Here is a 21,172-nt window from a genome sequence, read left to right on the forward strand (position 1 = left end):
AATTAATCGACGTTCAGCGCGTCATTGACCAGATCTTGTTGCTGTTTCTGGTGAACGGACATATACCCTACCGCCGGAGAGGCGGAGGCCGGGCGGCCTGCGTAACGCAGAGAGGCCCCAAACGGAATCACTTCGCGGAAGTGATGCTGGCTGCAGTACCACGCGCCCTGGTTGAGCGGTTCTTCCTGGCACCAGACAAAATCATGCACGTGAGCGTAAGGCTTCAGCGCTTCCTGTACCGCCTGATGCGGGAACGGATAGAGCTGCTCTATACGCACGATAGCGACATCTTTTTGGTCGTTCTTACGGCGTTGTTCCAGCAGATCGTAATAAACCTTACCAGAGCACAGGACAACACGCTTCACCGCTTTCGGGTCGAGGTCATCGATTTCACCGATGGCCGGCAGGAAGGTGCCGTTCGCCAGTTCGTCCAGGCTGGAGACCGCCAGCGGATGGCGCAGCAGAGATTTCGGCGACATCACCACCAGCGGACGACGCATACCGCGCAGCGCCTGACGACGCAGCATGTGGTAAACCTGAGCCGGAGTCGATGGCACACAAACCTGCATATTCTGTTCAGCACACAGCTGCAGATAGCGTTCCAGACGCGCGGAGGAGTGCTCCGGGCCCTGGCCTTCGTAGCCGTGCGGCAGCAGCATGACCAGGCCACACATCCGGCCCCACTTCTGCTCGCCGGAGCTGATGAACTGATCGATCACCACCTGAGCGCCGTTAGCAAAGTCACCAAACTGCGCTTCCCAGATAGTCAGGGTGCGCGGTTCCGCAGTGGCGTAGCCGTATTCGAACGCCAGCACCGCTTCTTCAGAAAGCACGGAGTCCCAGACTTTGAAATGCTCCTGGCCGTTATGCACATGCTGCAGCGGCGTGTAGGTCGAACCGTTCACCTGGTTATGAATCACGGAATGGCGGTGGAAGAACGTACCGCGACCGGAGTCTTCACCGGACAGGCGAATCGGAATCCCTTCATCAACCAGCGTGGCGTAAGCCAGGTTTTCCGCCGCACCCCAGTCGAACAGCTTCTCGCCGGCGGCCATCGCCTGGCGATCGCCATAAATCTTCGCCACGCGAGACTGCATTTCAATGCTGTCCGGCACGGTGCTGATGCGTTTAGCCAGCTCCTGCAGACGTTTCATCTCGACTTTACTCGGGTAGCTCTCATCCCACTCGTGGTTGAGGTACGGTGACCAGGTAAAGGAGTGCAGGTTCATCGGACGCCATTCCTCAACCACGCATTCGCCGGCATCCAGCGCATCACGATAGAGGTTAACCAGTTCGGTCGCATCTTCCAGGGTCGACACTTTGTCCTGCTCAAGTTTGTCGGCGTAGATTTTGCGCGGGGTCGGATGTTTTTTGATTTTCTGATACATCAGCGGCTGCGTTGCGCTCGGCTCGTCGGCTTCGTTATGGCCGTGACGGCGGTAGCACACCAGGTCGATGAAGACATCGCGTTTGAAGGTATTACGGAAATCCAGCGCCAGGCGGGTAACGAAAGCAACGGCTTCCGGATCGTCCGCGTTCACGTGGAAGATCGGCGCCTGAACCATTTTACCGATATCGGTGCAGTATGGCGTGGAGCGCGCATCCAGCGGGTTCGAGGTAGTGAAGCCCACCTGGTTGTTGATAACGATACGTACGGTTCCGCCCACTTCGTAGCCACGCGCCTTGGACATGTTCAGGGTTTCCTGAACCACGCCCTGACCCGTCACTGCGGCGTCGCCGTGGATAGTAATCGGCAGCACTTTATTGCTGCTCGGCTCGTCGAGACGATCGAGACGCGCGCGAACCGACCCGATAACCACCGGGCTGACGATTTCGAGGTGTGACGGGTTAAACGCCAGCGCCAGGTGCACCAGGCCGCCTTCGGTTTCCATGTCAGAAGAGAAGCCCATGTGGTACTTCACGTCACCGGTGCCGAGGTGTTCTTTATGCTTGCCCGCGAACTCGTCGAACAGGTCCTGCGGTTTTTTGCCCAGAACGTTAACCAGCACGTTCAGACGACCGCGGTGCGCCATGCCGAGCACCACTTCACGGGTGCCGCTTTTGCCAGCGTGACGGATCATCTCTTTGAGCATCGGGATCAGCGCATCGCCGCCTTCCAGCGAGAAGCGTTTGGCGCCCGGGAATTTCGCGCCGAGGTAACGTTCCAGGCCTTCGGCTGCTGTCAGCTCGGTCAGGAAACGTTTCTTCTCGTCAGCGGTAAAGCTGGCTTTCCCTGCTACCGACTCAATACGCTGCTGAATCCAGCGTTTCTCTTCGGTAGAGGTGATGTGCATGTATTCCGCGCCGATAGCGCCGCAGTAGGTTTGTTTGAGCGCGGCAATCAGCTCGCCCAGTTTCATCGTATCTTTGCCGATAGCAAATGAACCTACGTTATAGCTTTCCTGGAAATCGGCCTCGGTCAGATCGTGGTATGCAGGATCGAGATCCGCCACTCTCTCTTGCTTCCACAGTCCCAGCGGATCGAGATTCGCATGCTGGTGACCACGGAAGCGATATGCGTTGATGAGCTGCAGGACTTTAACCTGCTTCACATTGGTATCAGGGTCGGAAATCGAAGAAGTGTAACGTGAGGCATCCTTCGCCAGTCGACGGAAATAATCACGCGTTTTCGAATGAAATTGATCCGGTTTGACTCCGGTGCCAGGTAACTGCTGGAACATAGAACGCCAGTTGGCGTCAACAGAGTCAGGATCGGTTAAGAAGTCTTCATAGAGCTGTTCTATCCAGCTCTGGTTCGAACCAGAGAGGTAAGAAGAGTCCAGCCAGGCTTTCATTGCGCCGTTCTGCATCGTGATCCCTTAAGCATTTATATGCTTATTTCGCCGTAGAAACTACCACGCACAGCAATTGTACGTGCCGGGGTTCACTTGTTGCGGACGAGTTGTGGCTTCTGCATCCGCGAAGGAACCTTTAAAAACTGCCATTAATCTTCGGCGTTCAGGCTGCGGTTGCGTTAGCTGCCTTCACTTACCCCGATCACATAGTTCACTATGCTCCCTGGGATGCGTTCAGTTGCCGCCTTACCTCGCTCTGAACGCCTTGATTACTGGTACATATTTGGCGGTTTTTAAAGATTTCCTGCCATCCCCTTCATACTTCAAGTTACATGTGCGTTGGCTTTCCTCACTCACCCCAGTCACTTACTTGAGTAAGCTCCTGGGGATTCGCGGCGTCGCCGCCTTCCTGTAACTCGAATTATTTAGGGTATTCATTTCCCGGCGGCACAAACGCTGCCGGGGCTACTGCTTCGGGTAGCCCGGATAAGCGATAGCGCCATCCGGGACAGACCGGGTTACTTACGCACTGCGCTGCAGCAGCATCGACTTAATATGGCCGATGGCGCGCGTCGGGTTAAGCCCTTTCGGACATACACTGACGCAGTTCATGATGCTGTGACAGCGGAATACGCTGAAAGCATCGCTTAACCCTTCCAGACGGCTGTCGGTTTCGGTATCGCGGCTGTCAATCAGGAAACGATACGCAGCCAGCAGACCTGCCGGGCCGATAAACTTGTCCGGATTCCACCAGAACGACGGACAAGAGGTTGAACAACATGCGCAAAGAATACACTCGTACAGACCATCGAGTTTTTCGCGCTGCTCTGGCTTCTGCAGATGCTCGCGAGCCGGAGGATTTTGCCCATTATTCAACAAGTAAGGCTTAATCTTCTCATATTGTGCATAGAATTGCCCCATGTCTACAACCAAATCGCGGATAACCGGCAAACCGGGCAGCGGACGGATGACAATTTTCTTACCCGGCTGATTCAGCGCGGAGATCGGCGTGATACACGCCAGACCGTTCTTACCGTTCATGTTCAGACCGTCGGAGCCACAGACCCCTTCACGGCAGGAACGACGAAATGAGAGCGACGGGTCTTTTTCTTTCAGCTGCATCAGGGCATCCAGCAGCATCATGTCACGACCTTCTTCCGCTTCGAGGGTGTAATCCTGCATGCGCGGAGCATCGTCAACGTCCGGGTTATAACGATAAATTGAAAACTCTAGTTTCATTTTCCTGTCTCCGCATTAATAAGTACGAATCTTCGGCGGGAATGCCGGACGCAGTTTCGGTTCCATATTGACGCTACGACGCGTCATGGATTCCGACTCTGGCAGATACAGGGAATGGCACAGCCAGTTTTCGTCATCACGATCCGGGAAGTCGAAGCGGCTATGCGCGCCGCGGCTTTCGGTACGGAAGTTTGCAGAAACCGCGGTGGCATAGGCAGTTTCCATCAGGTTATCCAGCTCCAGGCACTCAACGCGCTGGGTGTTGAACTCGCTGGAGGTGTCATCCAGGCGCGCATTTTTCAGACGCTCGCGGATCGCTTTCAGCTGCTCAAGCCCTTTGGCCATCGCATCGCCTTCGCGGAATACCGAGAAGTTATGCTGCATACACTCTTGCAGCGCTTTGCGGATTTCCACCGGATCTTCGCCGTTACGGTTACCGTTCCAGCGGTTCAGACGTTCAAGGGACGCGTCGATTTCGGCTTCGGTCGCGTCAAGCAGATCGCCCTGCTCGGCAATCGACTCCTGCAGATGCAGACCGACCGCACGACCGAACACCACCAGGTCAAGGAGGGAGTTGCCGCCCAGACGGTTCGCGCCGTGGACCGATACGCAGGCAATTTCGCCGACGGCGAACAGGCCAGGAATCACCACGTCTTCGCCCTGCTCGTTCACGGTCAGCGCCTGACCGGTCACTTTGGTCGGAATACCGCCCATCATGTAGTGGCAGGTTGGGATAACCGGAATCGGCTCTTTCACCGGGTCGACGTGGGCGAAGGTACGTGAAAGCTCCAGGATGCCCGGCAGACGGGATTCCAGAACCTCTTTCCCCAGGTGGTCCAGTTTCAGCTTCGCATGCGGGCCCCACGGGCCGTCACAGCCTCGACCTTCACGGATTTCGATCATGATGGAACGCGCCACCACGTCACGACCCGCCAGGTCTTTCGCATTCGGGGCATAACGCTCCATAAAGCGCTCGCCGTGTTTGTTCAGCAGATAACCGCCTTCGCCGCGGCAGCCTTCTGTCACCAGAACCCCCGCACCGGCGATACCGGTCGGGTGGAACTGCCACATTTCCATATCCTGCACCGGCACGCCGGCGCGAATCGCCATCCCGACGCCGTCACCGGTGTTGATGTGGGCGTTAGTTGTGGACTGGTAGATACGGCCTGCGCCGCCGGTTGCCAGCACGGTCGCACGGGCTTTGAAGTAAACCACTTCACCGGTCTCGATACACAGCGCGGTACAACCTACCACCGCGCCATCGGCGTTTTTCACCAGATCCAGCGCATACCACTCGGAGAAAATGGTGGTGTGGTTTTTCAGGTTCTGCTGATAAAGGGTATGCAGCAGCGCGTGACCGGTACGGTCAGCCGCCGCAGCGGTACGTGCCGCCTGTTCGCCGCCGAAGTTTTTCGACTGGCCGCCAAACGGACGCTGATAAATGGTGCCATTCTCCAGGCGGGAGAACGGCAGCCCCATATGGTCAAGCTCCAGAATCGCTTCCGGGCCGGTCTTACACATATATTCGATGGCGTCCTGGTCACCGATATAATCGGAGCCTTTCACCGTGTCATACATATGCCATTCCCAGTTATCTTCATGGGTATTACCGAGCGCCACGGTGATGCCACCCTGCGCGGAAACGGTATGGGAACGGGTAGGGAACACTTTAGAGAGCAGCGCACAGGTCTGGCCGCTCTGGGAAATTTGCAGCGCCGCGCGCATACCTGCGCCACCGGCTCCAATCACAACTGCATCAAATTCTCTGACAGGCAATTTCATCACACACCCCACACCACAACAAATCCATAAAGAACGTAAGCCACCAGCGCAACAACGATAACCAGTTGCAGAATTAAGCGTACAGCCAGCGGTTTAACGTAGTCCGTCAACACCTGCCACATCCCGATCCAGGCGTGAATCAGAATGGACACGAGGGCTAACAGGGTGAAGACTTTAGTGAATGCGGAGGAGAAAAAGCCCGTCCAGACTTCCCAGGAAATTTCACCGGTGGTGGCAAAAAAGCCGACCATGTAGATGATGTAAAGGGTCAGAACGATGGCGGTAGCACGAACCAGAATGAAGTCATGTACGCCGTTGCGTCCCAGTGCTGAGGCGTTGCTTACCATACGAGGACTCCTGCGAGAAGTGAAAGCACGACAGTAATAACAAAAGAAATCTTAGCGGAGCGTGTCCCTACTTCGAGGGTTTCTTCCAGGTAGCCAAAATCCATCAACAGGTGGCGGATACCGACAACGGCGTGGTACGCCAGCGCGGTCAGGATGCCCCACATGATGAACTTCACAAAGAAGCTATCCATGATGGAAGACGCAACGAGGAAACCTTCTGGAGAGGAAAGGCTGGTGCCCAGCAACCAAAGCAGAATCCCGACCGCCACGAAGGTGATCACACCGGAAACGCGATGGAGAATGGACGCTATCGCTGTGATTGGGAACCGGATCGTTTGCAGATCCAGATTGACAGGTCTTTGTTTTTTCACATTTCTTACCATGAATAACGCCCACATGCTGTTCTTATTGTTTCCTTCCTCCGGTCTGCTTGCGGGTCAGACAGCGTCCTTTCTATAACCTGTGGTCATGATAAAACCCCTTTTCAAGAGCTAAAACGTGACCAGACAACGCTGGGTGGCTCGGGATTGCAGGGTGTTCCGGAGACCTGGCGGCAGTATAGGCCGTTCACAAAATCATTACAATTAACCTACATATAGTTTGTCGGGTTTTGTCCGGAACAGTGATCGATGTCACGATAACAACATTATTTTAAATTTTAATCACCTGATTTGACAAATATTAAACATTCTTGTTACAACCATTACCAGATAAATGCAATAATGCTCAAAAGTTATGGGGTCACTCTTTCACCTGAGAATAAGTTATGCAACAGTGTGATGGTATTGACCGATGTAATCAGGACAGTTATTAGTGGTATACAGATTTTTAAATTCGGACTGCTAAAACGCTGATTTGCTGCTGTTTCGTCGTAGGCTGAAGACGTACCATCAAGCGCCTTTGCTCTGTACCCTGCAATTTCCGCTGACGCAGAGCTGTGTGCAACATAACAAACTGGTAACGTAGTCAGGCACGGGCCGAAGGCAAATCCACACCCGGCAGTCTTACGCAATAAAGGCGCTAAGGAGACCATAAATGTCTGATGCTAAAGCAAAAATCACCCTAGGCGGTGATACTGCTATTGAACTGGATGTGCTAAAGGGCACGCTCGGTCAGGATGTTATTGATATTCGTAGTCTTGGATCAAAAGGCGTATTCACCTTTGACCCTGGTTTCACTTCCACCGCATCATGTGAATCTAAAATCACCTTTATCGATGGTGATGAAGGTATCCTGCTCCACCGTGGTTTCCCGATCGATCAGTTAGCGACCGAGTCCAACTACCTCGAAGTGTGTTACATCCTGCTGAACGGTGAAAAGCCGAACCAGGAACAGTACAACGAATTCAAGACCATCGTTACCCGCCACACCATGATCCACGAGCAGATTACCCGTCTGTTCCACGCGTTTCGCCGTGACTCTCACCCGATGGCGGTGATGTGCGGTATCACCGGCGCGCTGGCCGCGTTCTATCACGACTCCCTGGATGTCAACAATCCGCGCCACCGTGAAATCGCCGCCTATCGCCTGCTGTCCAAAATGCCGACAATGGCAGCAATGTGTTACAAATATTCAATCGGCCAGCCTTTCGTTTATCCGCGCAACGACCTCTCTTACGCGGGCAACTTCCTGAATATGATGTTCTCCACGCCGTGTGAAACCTACGAGGTTAACCCGGTACTGGAACGCGCCATGGACCGTATCCTGATCCTGCACGCTGACCACGAACAGAACGCATCCACCTCCACCGTCCGTACCGCAGGTTCTTCTGGCGCGAACCCGTTCGCCTGTATCGCTGCGGGCATCGCCTCCCTGTGGGGACCGGCGCACGGTGGCGCGAACGAAGCAGCGCTGAAGATGCTGGAAGAGATCAGTTCCGTTGAGCACATTCCGGAATTTGTCCGTCGCGCGAAAGACAAAAACGACTCTTTCCGTCTGATGGGCTTCGGCCACCGCGTGTACAAAAACTACGACCCGCGCGCCACCGTAATGCGTGAAACCTGCCATGAAGTGCTGAAAGAACTGGGCACCAAAGACGATCTGCTGGAAGTGGCCATGGAACTTGAGCACATCGCGCTCAACGACCCGTACTTCATCGAGAAGAAACTCTACCCGAACGTCGATTTCTACTCCGGTATCATTCTGAAAGCGATGGGTATTCCGTCCTCCATGTTTACCGTTATCTTCGCGATGGCGCGTACCGTAGGCTGGATTGCTCACTGGAACGAAATGCACAGCGACGGCATGAAAATCGCGCGTCCGCGTCAGCTGTATACCGGCTACGAAAAACGCGACTTCAAATCCGACGTGGCCAAAGGCTAAGTTCGATCCTGAAGACAAAAAACGCGTCTGCGAACGTCATGCTGGCCACTTAAGGTGGCCAGCTTTTTTTTGTTTATCGTGGACCAGGGCGATGCCGGTAAACGGTGGTTGGCGCGAAAGTAATTTTCGTACTTCGGGGCATGTGTTCTGTGGAATATTCCGTTCACGTGAGGTTCCGCACGCGACTGTTTCCTGCGCGACAGGTGAACGGGCGGGAACGCAGGCGCACATCCAGGACTGACCGCCATGACGGTGGTCAGAGGATCGGTCGAGACAGGGACGTCGAGTCCGGCCCGGTCCGCCAGATGAAGCCGGAGTGGAGCATACCGCGTAGCGGCCGTTTTCAGCGCAATGCCGGGGGTCATGGGGGGCGAGCGAAACGCCCCCCATGCCGTTCACCCGCAGCGGGTGTAAGAAAAGTGGCGGATTCACCGTGAACGGAACATGCCACAAAAGTGAACGATATACTCCACGGAACCCACGCGATAGACCCCTTTCGCACAAACCAGCGTAAAAACAATATCCCTGGCTTAACAGCGAACGACGGGACAGAAACTCCTGCAAAGATGTTGAAAACCTGACAGCGTCGCATAAAAAATCGGCAACCTCATTGGGATAACTGACTCTTACACCACTGCCGGATTGGTCAACCGACCCGTAAACGCCCGGCACGAAAGACGGGCACGATAGCTTAAAAAGCGAACAACGTATCGCTAATGCTGGCACCCCGGACACCAGTAAAACGGTCGCGACGCGAGCATCGTTTTCTCGATAATCCCGCCGCAGCGCTCGCAGATTTCGCCATCACGATGGAAAACGTTAAAGCGGAACAGCGCGCCATGATGTTTATTCTCATCCACCGCCCCGCGGGTGCGATACGACAGGCGCGGAATATCCAGCAGCGCATGGGCCAGGGCGTCGAGCTGCTTATCATCGAGCGCCGATGCGTTATGCCGCCCGCTCAACCCGACCTGCCAGAGAATCTCCACCCGTAAATAGTTTCCCAGTCCGGCCAGAAACGCCTGATCCAGCAACAAAGCGGAAAACTGCCGTCGGCGGAATCTGGCCGACAGCAGGCGAGCTTTGACCGATTCCGCGGTCAGCGTCATATCCAGCACATCGGGTCCAACCCGCAATAAAAACGGATGGGTAGCCAGCTGCTCCGGCGTCAGAATAGCGATATCCGACGCGCTATAGAGCAAAATCGCCTTCTCCGCCGTCTGCAGCCTGACCCGCAGCACGCGGTTGCTGACCGGCTGTTCGCCCGCCTCCACCACGCGCCAGACGCCGTACAGCTGATTATGACTGTAGAGCGTCAACCCGCCGGAGAAATGCGTCAACAGCGCTTTGCCGCGGGTTTCTATGTGGGTTACCCGCTGGCCCACCAGCGGAGCCTGATACACCTGTAGCTGCGGAAAAGCGAACCAGACATCGGTAAGAGGTTCGCCTTTGACCGCCGCCTCCAGGCTATCCGCCGCGCGGCGGATCTCCGGACCTTCCGGCATAATAGCGTCCTTCTGTTAGTGCGTCGCACCGCCGACAATTTTCACATCTCCCTCCTGGCGCAGGGAGACGGCAATCGCCGTCTCCAGCGCCGCACGGACCGTTTGTACCGCCATACTCGCCTCACCCGGATGGGCGGCCGCCTGCTCCGGGAGGTACGGAATATGGATAAAGCCGCCTTTTGCCCCGCTTCGCCCGTTTAATGCATGCAGCAGACCATACATCACATGGTTGCAGACGAATGTCCCCGCCGTTTGCGACACCGATGCCGGTATGCCCTGCTCGCGCAGCGCCGCGACAATTGCTTTCACCGGCAGGCTGCTGAACCAGGCCGCCGGACCGTCGGCCACTACCGGCACGTCAACCGGCTGCTGGCCTTTATTATCGGCAATACGCGCATCATCGACGTTTATCGCGACACGTTCGACGGTAATATCGACACGACCACCCGCCTGCCCGACCGCTATCGTTAACACCGGTTGATGCTCATCCAGCGCCGCATACAGCGCCGTCAGAGCCTCACCAAATACACAGGGCAGCTGTCGCGCGACCACACGCTCACCGGCCACCATCGCGCCATCAAGCTGCTTCACCACTTCCCATGAAGGGTTCACCGCCTCACCGCCAAAGGGTTCAAACCCGGTGATTAATACGCCCGCCATCTTTCCTCCTTACAGGAACATCAGGAAATAGAGTAGAAATACGTTGACGATCAGCAGCAGTACGCCGGTCGGAATCTGAGCCTTAATCACCGCATTTTTATCCGGCAGTTCCAGCAGCGCCGCCGGCACGATGTTGAAGTTTGCCGCCATCGGCGTCATCAGGGTGCCGCAGTAGCCGGAGAACATACCGATCGCCGCCATCACCGCCGGATTACCGCCGTGCTGAAGCACCAGAATCGGAATACCAATCCCCGCCGTGACAATCGGGAAGGCGGCAAACGCATTGCCCATGACCATCGTCAGCAGCGCCATGCCGATGGTGTAGACCGCCACAGCGACAAAGCGGCTGTCCACCGCCAGATAATGCTCGGTGAGCCAGGCAATACTGCTACCCACTCCGGCAGTGGTAAACAGCAGCCCCAGCACCGCCAGGATCTGCGGCAAAATAAACGCCCAGCCTACCGAATCCAGCAGACGACGCGCCTCCTGCAGCGGCTGCGCGACCTTTTCCCGGGTCATGCGAATCGCCATCATCAGGCCGATCAGCGTCCCGGCGGTCATCGAAAACAGCGTAATCAGCGTGGCATGATTACCCGGGCCAAACACCCGGACTTGCCACGATGGCAGGTTATTAAACAGCAGCACCCCGATCACCGTGACAACCGGAATAGCCAGCGCCGGATAAAACAGCCGGTTACCCAGGCGGGTCGCGCTGGCGGTTCGCTCTTCCTCGGTGCGCTGGTGATAGCTACCCAGCCTGACACCGCCAAAACCGGCGATCAGCGCCAGCGCCACGACGGCAACGCCGACGGCAATATTGACCGAGCGCTTGTCGTCTACCAGCTGATAAGTCCAGTCGCCAAGCAGGAACAGCAGACCATACAGCCCCCAGAACAGGCCGGTGGTCAGGCGACGAGGGTTGCTTTTGTCGCGCCATGACATGACCGCGACCACCAGCAGAACGACACCCGCCAGCCAGTAGAGCCAGGTTTGTTGAAAATTCATGCGACACCGCCTTTCGCCTGTGCGGCGGCGTGCAGTTTATCCAGCTCGCGCTGCAGGTGACGATCGAGTCGCCACAGACGCGCGGAATGGATCGCGAAGGCGCAAATCGCCGTCGGGATCCCCCACAGGGCAATATGCAGCGGTTCGGTCTGGATCCCACCGGACTCCAGCATAAAGTTGTGCATAAAGATGATGGCGCCGAAGGCGACGAAAATGTCTTCGCCAAAGAACAGGCCGACGTTGTCCGTCGCCGCCGACATCGCGCGTAAGCGATAGCGAATGCTGCCGGGAAGCGGACCTAACGTTTTTTCCGCCGCCCCTTCCGCCATCGGCGCCAGCAGCGGACGCACCATTTGCGGATGGCCCCCCAGGCTGGTTAACCCCAGCGCAGCCGTCGCTTCGCGCACGAACAGGTAGACGATCAGCAGACGTCCGGCGGTGGCGCTGTGGATCTTCGCGATCCACGCCTGGGCGCGCTCTTTCAGGCCATGCCGTTCAAGTAGCCCAATGACCGCCAGCGGCAGCAAGAGAATAAATGGCAGGTTGCGGGTGTTAAGAAACCCCTCCCCCAGCTTTTCCAGAATGGTGGCGATGGGCATTTGCGCCGCCACGCCGGTAACAATTCCAGAGATAATGACCACTAAAACCGGATTAAAACGCAAAACAAATCCGACCACAATCACGGCAATGCCGATCAGCGGCCAGAGAGATATCGCTTCTCCCATGATAACGTCCTGTTAGTTGTGAGTGTTGTTGTGAGTGCTGTAATGCCTTAATAATTATTGTTTTATTCTTCTGTTTCCGCGCTGACCTGAATATTGCGTCCGGCAAAAGCCGCACGCAAACGGCGCGCAAAATCCAGCGCATGTTCACCGTCACCGTGAAGACACACGGTGTCAGCGATAACATGCGCCCATTCACCGGTGAGACTGCGTACCCGATTATGCTGCACCATTTCCAGGGTCTGCGCCAACGCCTGCTCTTCGCTGTCGATAAGTGCCCCGGGCTGTGAACGCGGCACCAGGCTACCGTCAGCCAGGTACCCGCGATCGGCAAAGACCTCCTGCCGCGTGACCAACTTGTAATGTTGTCCGGCGCGAATTAATTCGCTGCCGGCCAGCCCGACCAGGATCAGCGCAGGATCGAAATCTCGCACAGCCCGGGCAATCGCATCGGCCAGCGGCGCCTCTTTTGCCGCCTGGTTGTAGAGCATACCGTGCGGCTTCACGTGCTTCAGTTCGCCGCCTTCCGCGCGCACGATCGCCGCCAGCGCGCCAATCTGATACAGCATCTGGGCATAGACCGTCTCCGGCGGCAGCTGCATTGCGGTGCGGCCAAAGTTTTCCCGATCGGGAAAGCTGGGATGCGCCCCGACGGCCACGCCGTTTTTCAACGCCTCGCGCACGCATTTATGCATCAGTAACGCATCGCCGGCATGAAAACCGCAGGCGATATTGGCGGAGGAGACCAGCTGTAACAACGCGCTATCGCTCGCACAGCCTTCCCCCAGATCGGCATTTAAATCAATGATCATCGCTCAGTCTCCATGCCAGTTGTTCCAGATAGCGCTGCTGATCCGCACGTGCTTTCAACGCCTCTTCCAGCGTGCACGGAACAAAATGAATCGGCTGGCCTAGCGGAATTTGCGCCAGCTGGTACATATCAGCGTCGATAATGCAGGCGATTCGCGGATAGCCGCCGGTGGTCTGCGCATCGTTCATCAAGACAATCGGCTGACCGTTATGCGGAACCTGTACCACCCCCGGCAGCAGGCCGTGCGAAAACATTTCGCGATGGGTGGTGCGCGTAAGCGGTTGGCCCTGCAGACGATATCCCATCCGGTTGCTCTGGGCGCTAAGCTGCCAGGGGGAACGCCAGAACGCCCCTTGCGAGGCCCGATCAAATTCATGGTACTCCGGCCCCGGTAACGCGCGGATGCGATTGCCGATCGGCAGTGACTTAACGCCCCGCGACGTACTGAATCGTCGGGACGCTTTTCCCAGCTTCAGCCGATCGCCATCCTGCAGGCGTCGCCCTTCAAGGCCGCCAATGCCGACTTTTAGATCGGTACAGCGCGAACCGAGCACCTCCGGAACGTCAATGCCCCCGGCTACCGCCAGATAGCTGCGGATCCCATACTGCGGGGTTTTAAGCACCAGATGCTGTCCGGCCTTCGCCGCCATTCGCCAGCCGACCCATACCGGCTCGCCGTCCAGCATTGCTTCACAGGCGGCACCGGTCAGCGCAAACCAGCAGTCACGTTCAAACTGAATATCCACCTGGCCGAGCGTAATCTCCAGCGCGGCAGCATTTCCCGCGTTGCCGACCAGCAGGTTAGCAATCACCAGCGAGGGTTTATCCAGCGCACCGCAGAGACTGATCCCCGACTGTCGCTGTCCTTCACGTCCGCCATCCTGTACCGAAGAGTACATTCCGGCGCGGATCATCTTCAACATACCCCCTCCTTTTGCGGCACAAAGCGGACTCGATCGCCGGAACGCAGCAGCACGGGCTCCTGACGCAATGGATCAAAGAGCGCCAGCGGCGTACGGCCCAGCAGCTGCCATCCACCCGGAGTCGCCAGCGGATACACGCCGGTTTGCGCGCCGCCGATGCCGACAGAGCCGGCGGGGACCCGCAGACGCGGTTCCGCATGTCGCGGCATCGCTAAACGCTCCGGCAGTCCGCCGAGATAAGGAAATCCCGGCTGGAAACCAAGAAACCACACCACGTACTCGACGGAGGCGTGCAATTCGACAACCTGCTGTTCAGTCAACCCGCTGTGAAGCGCCACATTCGCCAGGTCGGGGCCGTCTTCGCCGCCGTAGATAACCGGAATGGTCATCAGCCGCGACTGTGGCTCAAGCGCCTCGCTCTCCTCCCACCAGCGCTGCAACTGCTCAATCGCATCCCATGCCATCTCCTGCGGATGGCGCAGGACCACGGTAATATTGTTCATCCCCGGTATCGCATCCAGGACCTCTTCGTGATCCGCCAGTCTCTGAGCCAGGCGCCAGATACGCTTTTGACTTTCCAGCGTGACCGGGGGTTCGAGCTCCAGAACCACGGCGGTTTCGCCTAACATGTAACAACGCGCTCGCTGCACTTTTCTTTCTCTCTCATCAGGCCGGGTTGGGAATATCAATAAAGGTCACATCCAGATCGGTATTTTCCGTCAGCCATTCGCTCAACGCGCGAATACCGCCGCGTTCGGTGGCATGGTGTCCGGCAGCATAAAAATGCAGGGACTGCTCGCGCGCGGAGTGGACAGTTTGCTCCGAGACTTCACCGGTAATAAACGCATCGACGCCAAAGCGAGCGGCGCTGTCAATAAAGCTCTGGCCGCCGCCGGTACACCAGGCGACACGGGACACTTTATCTGGCCCGGTATCACCGCACCACAGCGGCTTGCGCCCCAGGCGCGCCTCAATCCACGAAGCCAGCTCCAGCCCGGAAACCGGCATCGACAGCTCTCCCCACGGGACCAGCGGCTCAATTTCCCCCATGACGGTGATCCCCAGCAGCTGCGCCAGCTGGACGTTATTCCCCAGCTCCGGGTGGGCATCCAGCGGCAGATGCCAGCCATAGAGGTTGATATCATTTGCCAGCAGCGTCTTCAGGCGCTGGCGCTTAATGCCGCGAATCACCGGCGATTCACCTTTCCAGAAATAACCATGATGGACGATCACCGCATCTGCCTGCAGACGCACGGCCTCGTCCAACAGCGCCTGGCTGGCGGTGACGCCGGTGACAATTTTTTGCACCGTCTCACGCCCTTCCACCTGAAGGCCATTTGGCGCGTAGTCGCTGAATGTCGCGCTATTGAGCTTTTCGTTAATCAGTTGTTCCAGTTCGCTATTTTTCATTGCCGCTCCATCAGGTCATCATTTTGTGCACAGGCATAACATAGCGGTATCCGCGTAGATCGTCGATAGCCTCTGCGTGAGAGACGCTCGTTTGACTTTTAGCTTAATCCCGCAATTTGTCTACCCACCCCGTGATGCATTCGTGTATATTTATGCATTATAAAAGCATATTAAATAACCAGAAAGCCTTTAAGGCCATGAATAACACTGCTAAACCGCTATTCATGCAGAAAGATCGACTTTCGTTTTACGGCAGGAACCAGGCGTTACATGAACAGACAATCATCGCAACCGCGCGCAATCTATTACGTCGTCGCGCTGCAAATTTGGGAATACTTCAGTTTTTACGGGATGCGGGCGCTGCTGATTTTGTATCTCACCAATCAGCTTAAGTACGACGATAGCCACGCCTACGCCCTCTTCAGCGCATACTGCTCTCTGGTCTACGTCACGCCGATTCTCGGCGGTTTCCTGGCCGATAAGCTCCTCGGCAACCGAATGGCGGTGATGCTCGGCGCGTTGTTGATGGCCATTGGCCATTTGGTGTTGGGTGCCAGCGAAATTGCGCCAACCTTCCTCTATCTGTCGCTCGCCATCATCGTCTGCGGCTACGGATTGTTTAAATCCAACGTCAGCTGCCTGTTGGGAGAGCTGTACGAACCCACCGATCCACGCCGCGATGGCGGCTTCTCGCTGATGTATGCGGCGGGGAATATCGGCTCGATCGTCGCCCCCATCGCCTGCGGATATGTGCAGGAAGAGTACAGCTGGGCCATGGGCTTCGCCCTCGCCGCCGTCGGGATGATTGCCGGACTGGTGATTTTCCTCTGCGGCAGTCGCCATTTCCGTCACACCTCGGGCGTCAATCGCCAGGCGCTCTGCGCGCGCCGCTTTATGCTGCCCAACTGGGGCTGGCTGCTGGTTCTGCTGATCGTGGCCCCGCTGCTGATCACCGTACTGTTCTGGCAGGAGTGGTCGGTCTATGCGCTGATCGTGGCGACGATTGTCGGCCTGGTGGTACTGGCCAGAATTTATCGGCGGGCAGAGACGGCCAAACAGCGTCGAGACCTGCGACTCATTATCGTCCTGACCGGATTCAGCCTGCTGTTCTGGGCTTTCGCTCAGCAGGGCGGCAGCTCCATCAGCCTGTATATCGACCGCTTCGTGAACCGGCATATCATGAGTTATGAGGTCCCGACCGCGATGTTCCAGTCGGTGAACGCCTTTGCGGTCATGCTCTGCGGAATGGTGCTGGCCTGGCTGGTGAAAGAGAATATCAACGGCAACCGTACCGTGCGGATCTGGGGTAAATTTGCGCTGGGTCTGGGGCTGATGAGCGCCGGCTTCTGCATTCTGACTCTGAGCGCACGCTGGTCGGCCGCCTACGGACAATCGTCGATGCCGCTGATGGTACTGGGCCTCGCGGTAATGGGCTTTGCCGAACTGTTTATCGACCCGGTGGCGATGTCGCAAATCACCCGTATCGAAATCCCCGGCGTGACCGGCGTGCTGACCGGCATCTATATGCTGCTCTCCGGCGCCATCGCCAACTATCTGGCCGGCGTGATTGCCGACCAGACAGCACAGGGTGCGTTCGATGAAGCCGGTGCGACCAGCTACGCCATTGATGCCTATATCAACGTGTTCAGCCAAATCACCTGGGGGGCTTTAGCCTGTGTCGGCCTGGTGCTGATAATCTGGCTGTATCACGCCCTGCGGGTCAGGACCCGCGCCCTGGCCGTGGAGTAAGGCTTTTACTGGCGGCCTCCCAGGCCGCCAACGTCTCCAGTCGCGCCTGCTTGTGATCGACCAGCGGACGCGGATAGTTCAGGCTCACCCTCTGTTTATCGGCCCAGATCCACGGCTGATGCAGCGCGTTATCAGGGACATCGGCCAGCTCTGGCAGCCACTGCCGAATAAATGCCCCGGCCTTATCGAACTTCTCTCCCTGGGTGGTCGGATTAAATATACGAAAATAAGGGGCGGCGTCGGTGCCTGTCGACGCTGCCCACTGCCACCCGCCGTTATTCGCCGCCAGGTCGCCATCAATCAGCTGGTTGATAAAATAGCGCTCGCCCGCGCGCCAGTCGATACGCAGGTCCTTGACCAGAAAACTGGCGGCAATCATCCGCAGCCGGTTATGCATCCAGCCCGTGGCATTGAGCTGGCGCATCGCGGCATCGACGATCGGAAAACCCGTTTTCCCGGCTTGCCACGCCTCTAATCCTTGCACATCGTCACGCCATGTCACGTTATCGGTCCAGGCAATGAACGGGCGACCTTTGCATAAGTCCGGGTAGAACACCATCAAATGTCGGTAAAACTCCCGCCAGATCAGTTCGTTTAGCCAGACGGAGCCTGCTTCACCGTCGAGCGCCGCCGGCTGCTCAGCCAGCAGTCGATGCAGGCACTGGCGCGGGGAAAGAACGCCTACGGCCAGACATGGCGACAGCCGGCTGGTGCCTTCCGTGGCGGGGAAATCACGCTGCTGGTCATAATCGGCGGCTTTTTGCTGGCAGAAACGGCGCAGTCGGGCGATAGCCGTTTTCTCATCGTCGGCAAAAAGGTGGGGATCAAAAGCCTCCTGCGGATAGCGGATCTCCGGCAGCGGCGCTGGCGTCAGGGGGCCGTGACCACGTACCGTCGGTGCGGCCACGCACTCCGGCAGCGCCTCGCGCAACCGACGGAGAAAGGCATTTTTAAAGGGCGTAAACACCTTATACATTTCGTGATTCCCGGTCAGCACGCTGCCTGGGGACAGTAAAAGCGCATCGTCAAACCCGTGACATACCACGCCGCTCAGCCGCTTTTCCACCGCCGCATCGCGCTGACGCTCGTTGATTTCGTACTGGTAGTTATAAAACAGGTGGCTGACCTGCTGCTGCGCGCAATAGTCAGCCAGCAGCTGGACGCTGGCCGAAAAATCCGCCGCCTCCGCCACCTGCAACGCAATTCCTCGCTCGGCAAGAGCTGACTGCAGGCTACGCAGATGGCGGACGATAAATGCCGCCTGCCGCGGCGCCATACCGTGCTGATGCCACTGGCCCGGCGTGGCGATAAACAGCGCCAGCACGCGGGCATGCGGATCGCGACAGGCGGCGGCAAGCGCCAGGTTGTCATGGATACGTAGGTCAGCGCGAAACCAAACCAGATGAGTGGCCATAAAACTCCTGCAATCAGTAACATTCATGGATTCGATACCTCCCGGCCGGGTACGTAGCCCGCGAGGGAAGCATCAGGAAATTCAGATATAGAGTGTTGCAGGAGGCGCGCAGGCGCAAGCAGAGGTCGTCTGACCGGGCAAAAAAAAACCGCCGGAGAACCGGCGGTTATGCAGTCTGGGGGGCGCGATCAGTAAAAGTCAGCGGCGGCTTTTTCAGCCTGCGCCATCCACACCGGCTGTTCGCTGGTTTTTGCCCATACGCGGTGCAGCCAGCTGTAATAGCGGGCCCGGTCTTTCCAGAACAGCATCACCGGAAGTGCTGCTACGCCAGCCACGACGGCGAAAGCACGACGTAAAAAGACAACGTGAGCAGGATAAGTTTTATACAACGCCATAATTTCTCTCCCTTAGTCAGGCCGGCAAGCGACGCCGGTAAAGTGTCAATGTATCTCTGGCTAAAATAATACCGCTTTGTATGTAATTTTACTACTCATCCGACCACTAAAAACAGCTCGTTTCGTCTTTATTTACATTCATCCGGTAATTGAGTTACAAAAAAGTTAAATTAATACTAATCATTGGTTAATTTGTGGTTTTGCTGATTTTTATATTTTTTTTACACCGCCGGTTCTGATTTTTGCAAAATCTTTGCACCAGAATTTCTATCCTCCGGGTAAATCGTAAAAACACCCGGAGGTGGATTGTGAGTGCAGGCGTAATTGCTGGCGTGGCGCTGGTATTCCTGTTGCTGGCCTATTTGGTCTATGCCCTGATAAATGCGGAGGCATTCTGATGGCCGCACAAGGATTTTTACTTATCGCCAGTTTTCTTCTGCTGCTGATGGTGCTGGCTCGCCCGACGGGGACGTTGCTGGCCAGAATGATCAACGATACCCCGCTGCCGGTGCTTGCCGGCATTGAGCGCGGCATTTGGCGGCTCTCGGGGATTCGTCCCCAGGAGATGAACTGGTGCCAGTATCTGCTCGCCATTCTGCTGTTTAATGGCGTAGGGCTGGTGGGGCTGTTCGCCCTGCTGATGTCTCAGGGCGCACTGCCGCTCAACCCTCAGCATCTTCCCGGCCTCTCATGGGATCTGGCGCTGAATACGGCGGTGAGTTTCGTCAGCAACACCAACTGGCAGGCCTATGCCGGAGAAAGTACCCTGAGCTACCTCAGCCAGATGGCCGGTCTGACGGTGCAAAACTTCCTGTCGGCGGCAACCGGCATCGCGGTGATTTTTGCCTTCACCCGCGCCTGGTCGCGTCAGCAGGTCAGCACCCTTGGCAACGCCTGGGTCGATCTCACCCGCATTACCCTATGGCTGCTGCTGCCGATTTCACTGCTGATCGCCGTGTTCTTTATTCAGCAGGGCGTGCCGCAAAACTTTCTGCCGTATCAGGCCTTCACCACGCTGGAAGGCGTGCACCAGTCGCTGCCAATGGGGCCGGTCGCTTCGCAGGAAGCGATCAAAATGCTGGGTACTAACGGCGGCGGGTTCTTTAACGCCAACTCATCGCACCCGTTTGAAAACCCGACGGCGCTGAGCAACATAGTGCAAATGCTGGCGATCTTTTTGATCCCGGCCGCGCTGTGCTTTGCTTTTGGCGACGTCGTCGGCGATCGCCGCCAGGGACACGCGATTTTGTGGGCCATGGCGCTGATCTTTTTCGTCTGCGTCGCGGTGGTGATGTGGGCAGAAACCCACGGTAACCCTCACCTGCTGCAGCTGGGGACGGACAGCAGCCTGAATATGGAAGGCAAAGAGAGTCGCTTTGGCATTCTCGCCAGCAGCCTGTTCGCGGTTGTCACCACCGCCGCCTCCTGCGGCGCGGTCAACGCCATGCACGACTCCTTCACTGCGCTGGGCGGCATGGTACCGATGTGGCTGATGCAGATCGGCGAAGTGGTCTTCGGCGGCGTGGGCTCGGGGCTGTACGGCATGCTGCTGTTCGTCATGCTGGCGGTCTTTATCGCCGGGCTGATGATCGGCCGGACGCCGGAGTATCTCGGCAAGAAGATCGATGTGCGCGAAATGAAAATGATCGCCCTGGCCATCCTCGTGACGCCCACTCTGGTCCTGCTGGGTACCGCGCTGGCGATGATGACCGAGGCCGGACGCGCGGGGATGTTTAACCCGGGACCGCACGGCTTTAGCGAAGTGCTGTATGCCGTCACCTCCGCCGCCAATAACAACGGCAGCGCCTTCGCCGGCCTCGGCGCAGCAACGCCATTCTGGAACCTGCTGCTGGCGTTTTGCATGCTGTTCGGTCGTTTCGCGGTCATCGTGCCTGTGATGGCTATCGCCGGTTCTCTGGTGAGTAAAAAGATCCAGCCGACCAGTTCCGGCACCCTTGCCACCCACGATGTGCTGTTTATCGGTCTGCTGATCGGTACCGTGCTGCTGGTTGGCGCCCTGACCTTTATTCCTGCCCTGGCGCTCGGCCCGTTGGCGGAACACTTCTCCTTACTTTAAGTGATGCGGAGCACCC

At 57.1% G+C, this 21,172-nt stretch carries 20 protein-coding genes; 5 read left to right on the forward strand and 15 right to left on the reverse strand.

Going from position 1 to position 21,172, the window contains the following annotated elements; all coding sequences use genetic code 11:
• Positions 1 to 2: 2 nt before the first annotated feature.
• From sucA to sdhC, 5 genes are all read right to left on the reverse strand, one after another.
• Positions 3 to 2,810, reverse strand: a complete 2,808-nt coding sequence (sucA, locus tag OQV00_RS18720; RefSeq protein ID WP_004859672.1) for a 2-oxoglutarate dehydrogenase E1 component — start codon at positions 2,808 to 2,810, stop codon at positions 3 to 5.
• A gap of 507 nt (positions 2,811 to 3,317) precedes the next feature.
• A complete protein-coding gene (sdhB, locus tag OQV00_RS18725) occupies positions 3,318 to 4,034 on the reverse strand; it encodes a succinate dehydrogenase iron-sulfur subunit SdhB (RefSeq protein ID WP_004859670.1) in 717 nt (238 codons plus the stop codon).
• Between the two features lie 15 nt (positions 4,035 to 4,049).
• Positions 4,050 to 5,816, reverse strand: coding sequence for a succinate dehydrogenase flavoprotein subunit (sdhA, locus tag OQV00_RS18730; RefSeq protein WP_004859668.1), 1,767 nt, complete (start codon positions 5,814 to 5,816; stop codon positions 4,050 to 4,052).
• Positions 5,816 to 6,163 carry a succinate dehydrogenase membrane anchor subunit gene (gene sdhD / locus OQV00_RS18735; RefSeq protein ID WP_004859665.1) on the reverse strand — a complete coding sequence of 116 codons (348 nt, stop codon included), beginning with the start codon at positions 6,161 to 6,163 and terminating at the stop codon, positions 5,816 to 5,818. The genes sdhA and sdhD overlap by 1 nt, the downstream gene beginning before the upstream one ends.
• Complete coding sequence (gene sdhC, locus OQV00_RS18740) at positions 6,157 to 6,561, reverse strand: succinate dehydrogenase cytochrome b556 subunit (RefSeq protein ID WP_004859662.1); 405 nt, start codon at positions 6,559 to 6,561, stop codon at positions 6,157 to 6,159. Before sdhC ends, sdhD begins: the two co-directional genes overlap by 7 nt.
• A gap of 324 nt (positions 6,562 to 6,885) precedes the next feature.
• Between sdhC and OQV00_RS27270 the strand changes: the two genes are divergently transcribed.
• Positions 6,886 to 7,017, forward strand: a complete 132-nt coding sequence (locus OQV00_RS27270) for a hypothetical protein (protein WP_418325369.1) — start codon at positions 6,886 to 6,888, stop codon at positions 7,015 to 7,017.
• A 181-nt stretch (positions 7,018 to 7,198) separates the two neighbouring features.
• Positions 7,199 to 8,485, forward strand: a complete 1,287-nt coding sequence (locus OQV00_RS18745; protein WP_004859660.1) for a citrate synthase — start codon at positions 7,199 to 7,201, stop codon at positions 8,483 to 8,485.
• A gap of 713 nt (positions 8,486 to 9,198) precedes the next feature.
• On the opposite strand, the gene nei is transcribed toward OQV00_RS18745, so the two are convergent.
• The 8 genes from nei to OQV00_RS18785 all read right to left on the reverse strand — a co-directional run bounded on the left by nei (position 9,199) and on the right by OQV00_RS18785 (position 15,521).
• Positions 9,199 to 9,990 carry an endonuclease VIII gene (nei, locus tag OQV00_RS18750; RefSeq protein WP_004859657.1) on the reverse strand — a complete coding sequence of 264 codons (792 nt, stop codon included), beginning with the start codon at positions 9,988 to 9,990 and terminating at the stop codon, positions 9,199 to 9,201.
• 15 nt (positions 9,991 to 10,005) lie between these two features.
• Positions 10,006 to 10,650 (reverse strand): pyroglutamyl-peptidase I, encoded by a 645-nt coding sequence (pcp, locus tag OQV00_RS18755; RefSeq protein ID WP_004859654.1) that lies wholly within the window; start codon positions 10,648 to 10,650, stop codon positions 10,006 to 10,008.
• A 9-nt stretch (positions 10,651 to 10,659) separates the two neighbouring features.
• Positions 10,660 to 11,655, reverse strand: a complete 996-nt coding sequence (locus OQV00_RS18760; protein WP_015584870.1) for a DUF979 domain-containing protein — start codon at positions 11,653 to 11,655, stop codon at positions 10,660 to 10,662.
• Entirely contained in the window at positions 11,652 to 12,380 is a 729-nt protein-coding gene (locus OQV00_RS18765) for a DUF969 domain-containing protein (RefSeq protein WP_044349707.1), read from the reverse strand. Before OQV00_RS18765 ends, OQV00_RS18760 begins: the two co-directional genes overlap by 4 nt.
• 62 nt (positions 12,381 to 12,442) lie before the next feature.
• A complete protein-coding gene (pxpA, locus tag OQV00_RS18770) occupies positions 12,443 to 13,189 on the reverse strand; it encodes a 5-oxoprolinase subunit PxpA (RefSeq protein ID WP_004859649.1) in 747 nt (248 codons plus the stop codon).
• On the reverse strand, positions 13,179 to 14,111 hold the full coding sequence (gene pxpC / locus OQV00_RS18775; RefSeq protein WP_004859647.1) for a 5-oxoprolinase subunit PxpC: 933 nt from the start codon (positions 14,109 to 14,111) through the stop codon (positions 13,179 to 13,181). The genes pxpA and pxpC overlap by 11 nt, the downstream gene beginning before the upstream one ends.
• Positions 14,105 to 14,761 (reverse strand): 5-oxoprolinase subunit PxpB, encoded by a 657-nt coding sequence (gene pxpB / locus OQV00_RS18780; protein WP_015584872.1) that lies wholly within the window; start codon positions 14,759 to 14,761, stop codon positions 14,105 to 14,107. The genes pxpC and pxpB overlap by 7 nt, the downstream gene beginning before the upstream one ends.
• Before the next feature lie 16 nt (positions 14,762 to 14,777).
• Positions 14,778 to 15,521, reverse strand: coding sequence for a type 2 GTP cyclohydrolase I (locus tag OQV00_RS18785; RefSeq protein ID WP_088402188.1), 744 nt, complete (start codon positions 15,519 to 15,521; stop codon positions 14,778 to 14,780).
• A 270-nt stretch (positions 15,522 to 15,791) separates the two neighbouring features.
• Between OQV00_RS18785 and dtpD the strand changes: the two genes are divergently transcribed.
• On the forward strand, positions 15,792 to 17,270 hold the full coding sequence (dtpD, locus tag OQV00_RS18790) for a dipeptide permease DtpD (protein ID WP_004859642.1): 1,479 nt from the start codon (positions 15,792 to 15,794) through the stop codon (positions 17,268 to 17,270).
• Here dtpD and phrB read toward each other — a convergent pair.
• Together phrB and OQV00_RS18800 are read right to left on the reverse strand one after the other, a co-directional pair.
• Positions 17,242 to 18,684 carry a deoxyribodipyrimidine photo-lyase gene (gene phrB / locus OQV00_RS18795; RefSeq protein WP_048024586.1) on the reverse strand — a complete coding sequence of 481 codons (1,443 nt, stop codon included), beginning with the start codon at positions 18,682 to 18,684 and terminating at the stop codon, positions 17,242 to 17,244. The two genes, dtpD and phrB, sit on opposite strands and share 29 nt — an antisense overlap.
• Before the next feature lie 188 nt (positions 18,685 to 18,872).
• A complete protein-coding gene (locus tag OQV00_RS18800; protein ID WP_004859627.1) occupies positions 18,873 to 19,079 on the reverse strand; it encodes a DUF2517 family protein in 207 nt (68 codons plus the stop codon).
• A 308-nt stretch (positions 19,080 to 19,387) separates the two neighbouring features.
• Here OQV00_RS18800 and kdpF point away from each other — a divergent pair, with 308 nt between their 5' ends.
• Together kdpF and kdpA are read left to right on the forward strand one after the other, a co-directional pair.
• The gene (kdpF, locus tag OQV00_RS18805; protein WP_015584874.1) at positions 19,388 to 19,477 is read left to right on the forward strand and encodes a K(+)-transporting ATPase subunit F; all 90 of its coding nucleotides are present in this window, start codon (positions 19,388 to 19,390) and stop codon (positions 19,475 to 19,477) included.
• Positions 19,477 to 21,156, forward strand: coding sequence for a potassium-transporting ATPase subunit KdpA (kdpA, locus tag OQV00_RS18810; protein WP_266279222.1), 1,680 nt, complete (start codon positions 19,477 to 19,479; stop codon positions 21,154 to 21,156). The genes kdpF and kdpA overlap by 1 nt, the downstream gene beginning before the upstream one ends.
• Positions 21,157 to 21,172 lie beyond the last annotated feature (16 nt).

This window comes from Klebsiella sp. DY2415 (assembly GCF_026314315.1).
Lineage (GTDB): Bacteria > Pseudomonadota > Gammaproteobacteria > Enterobacterales > Enterobacteriaceae > Klebsiella > Klebsiella ornithinolytica.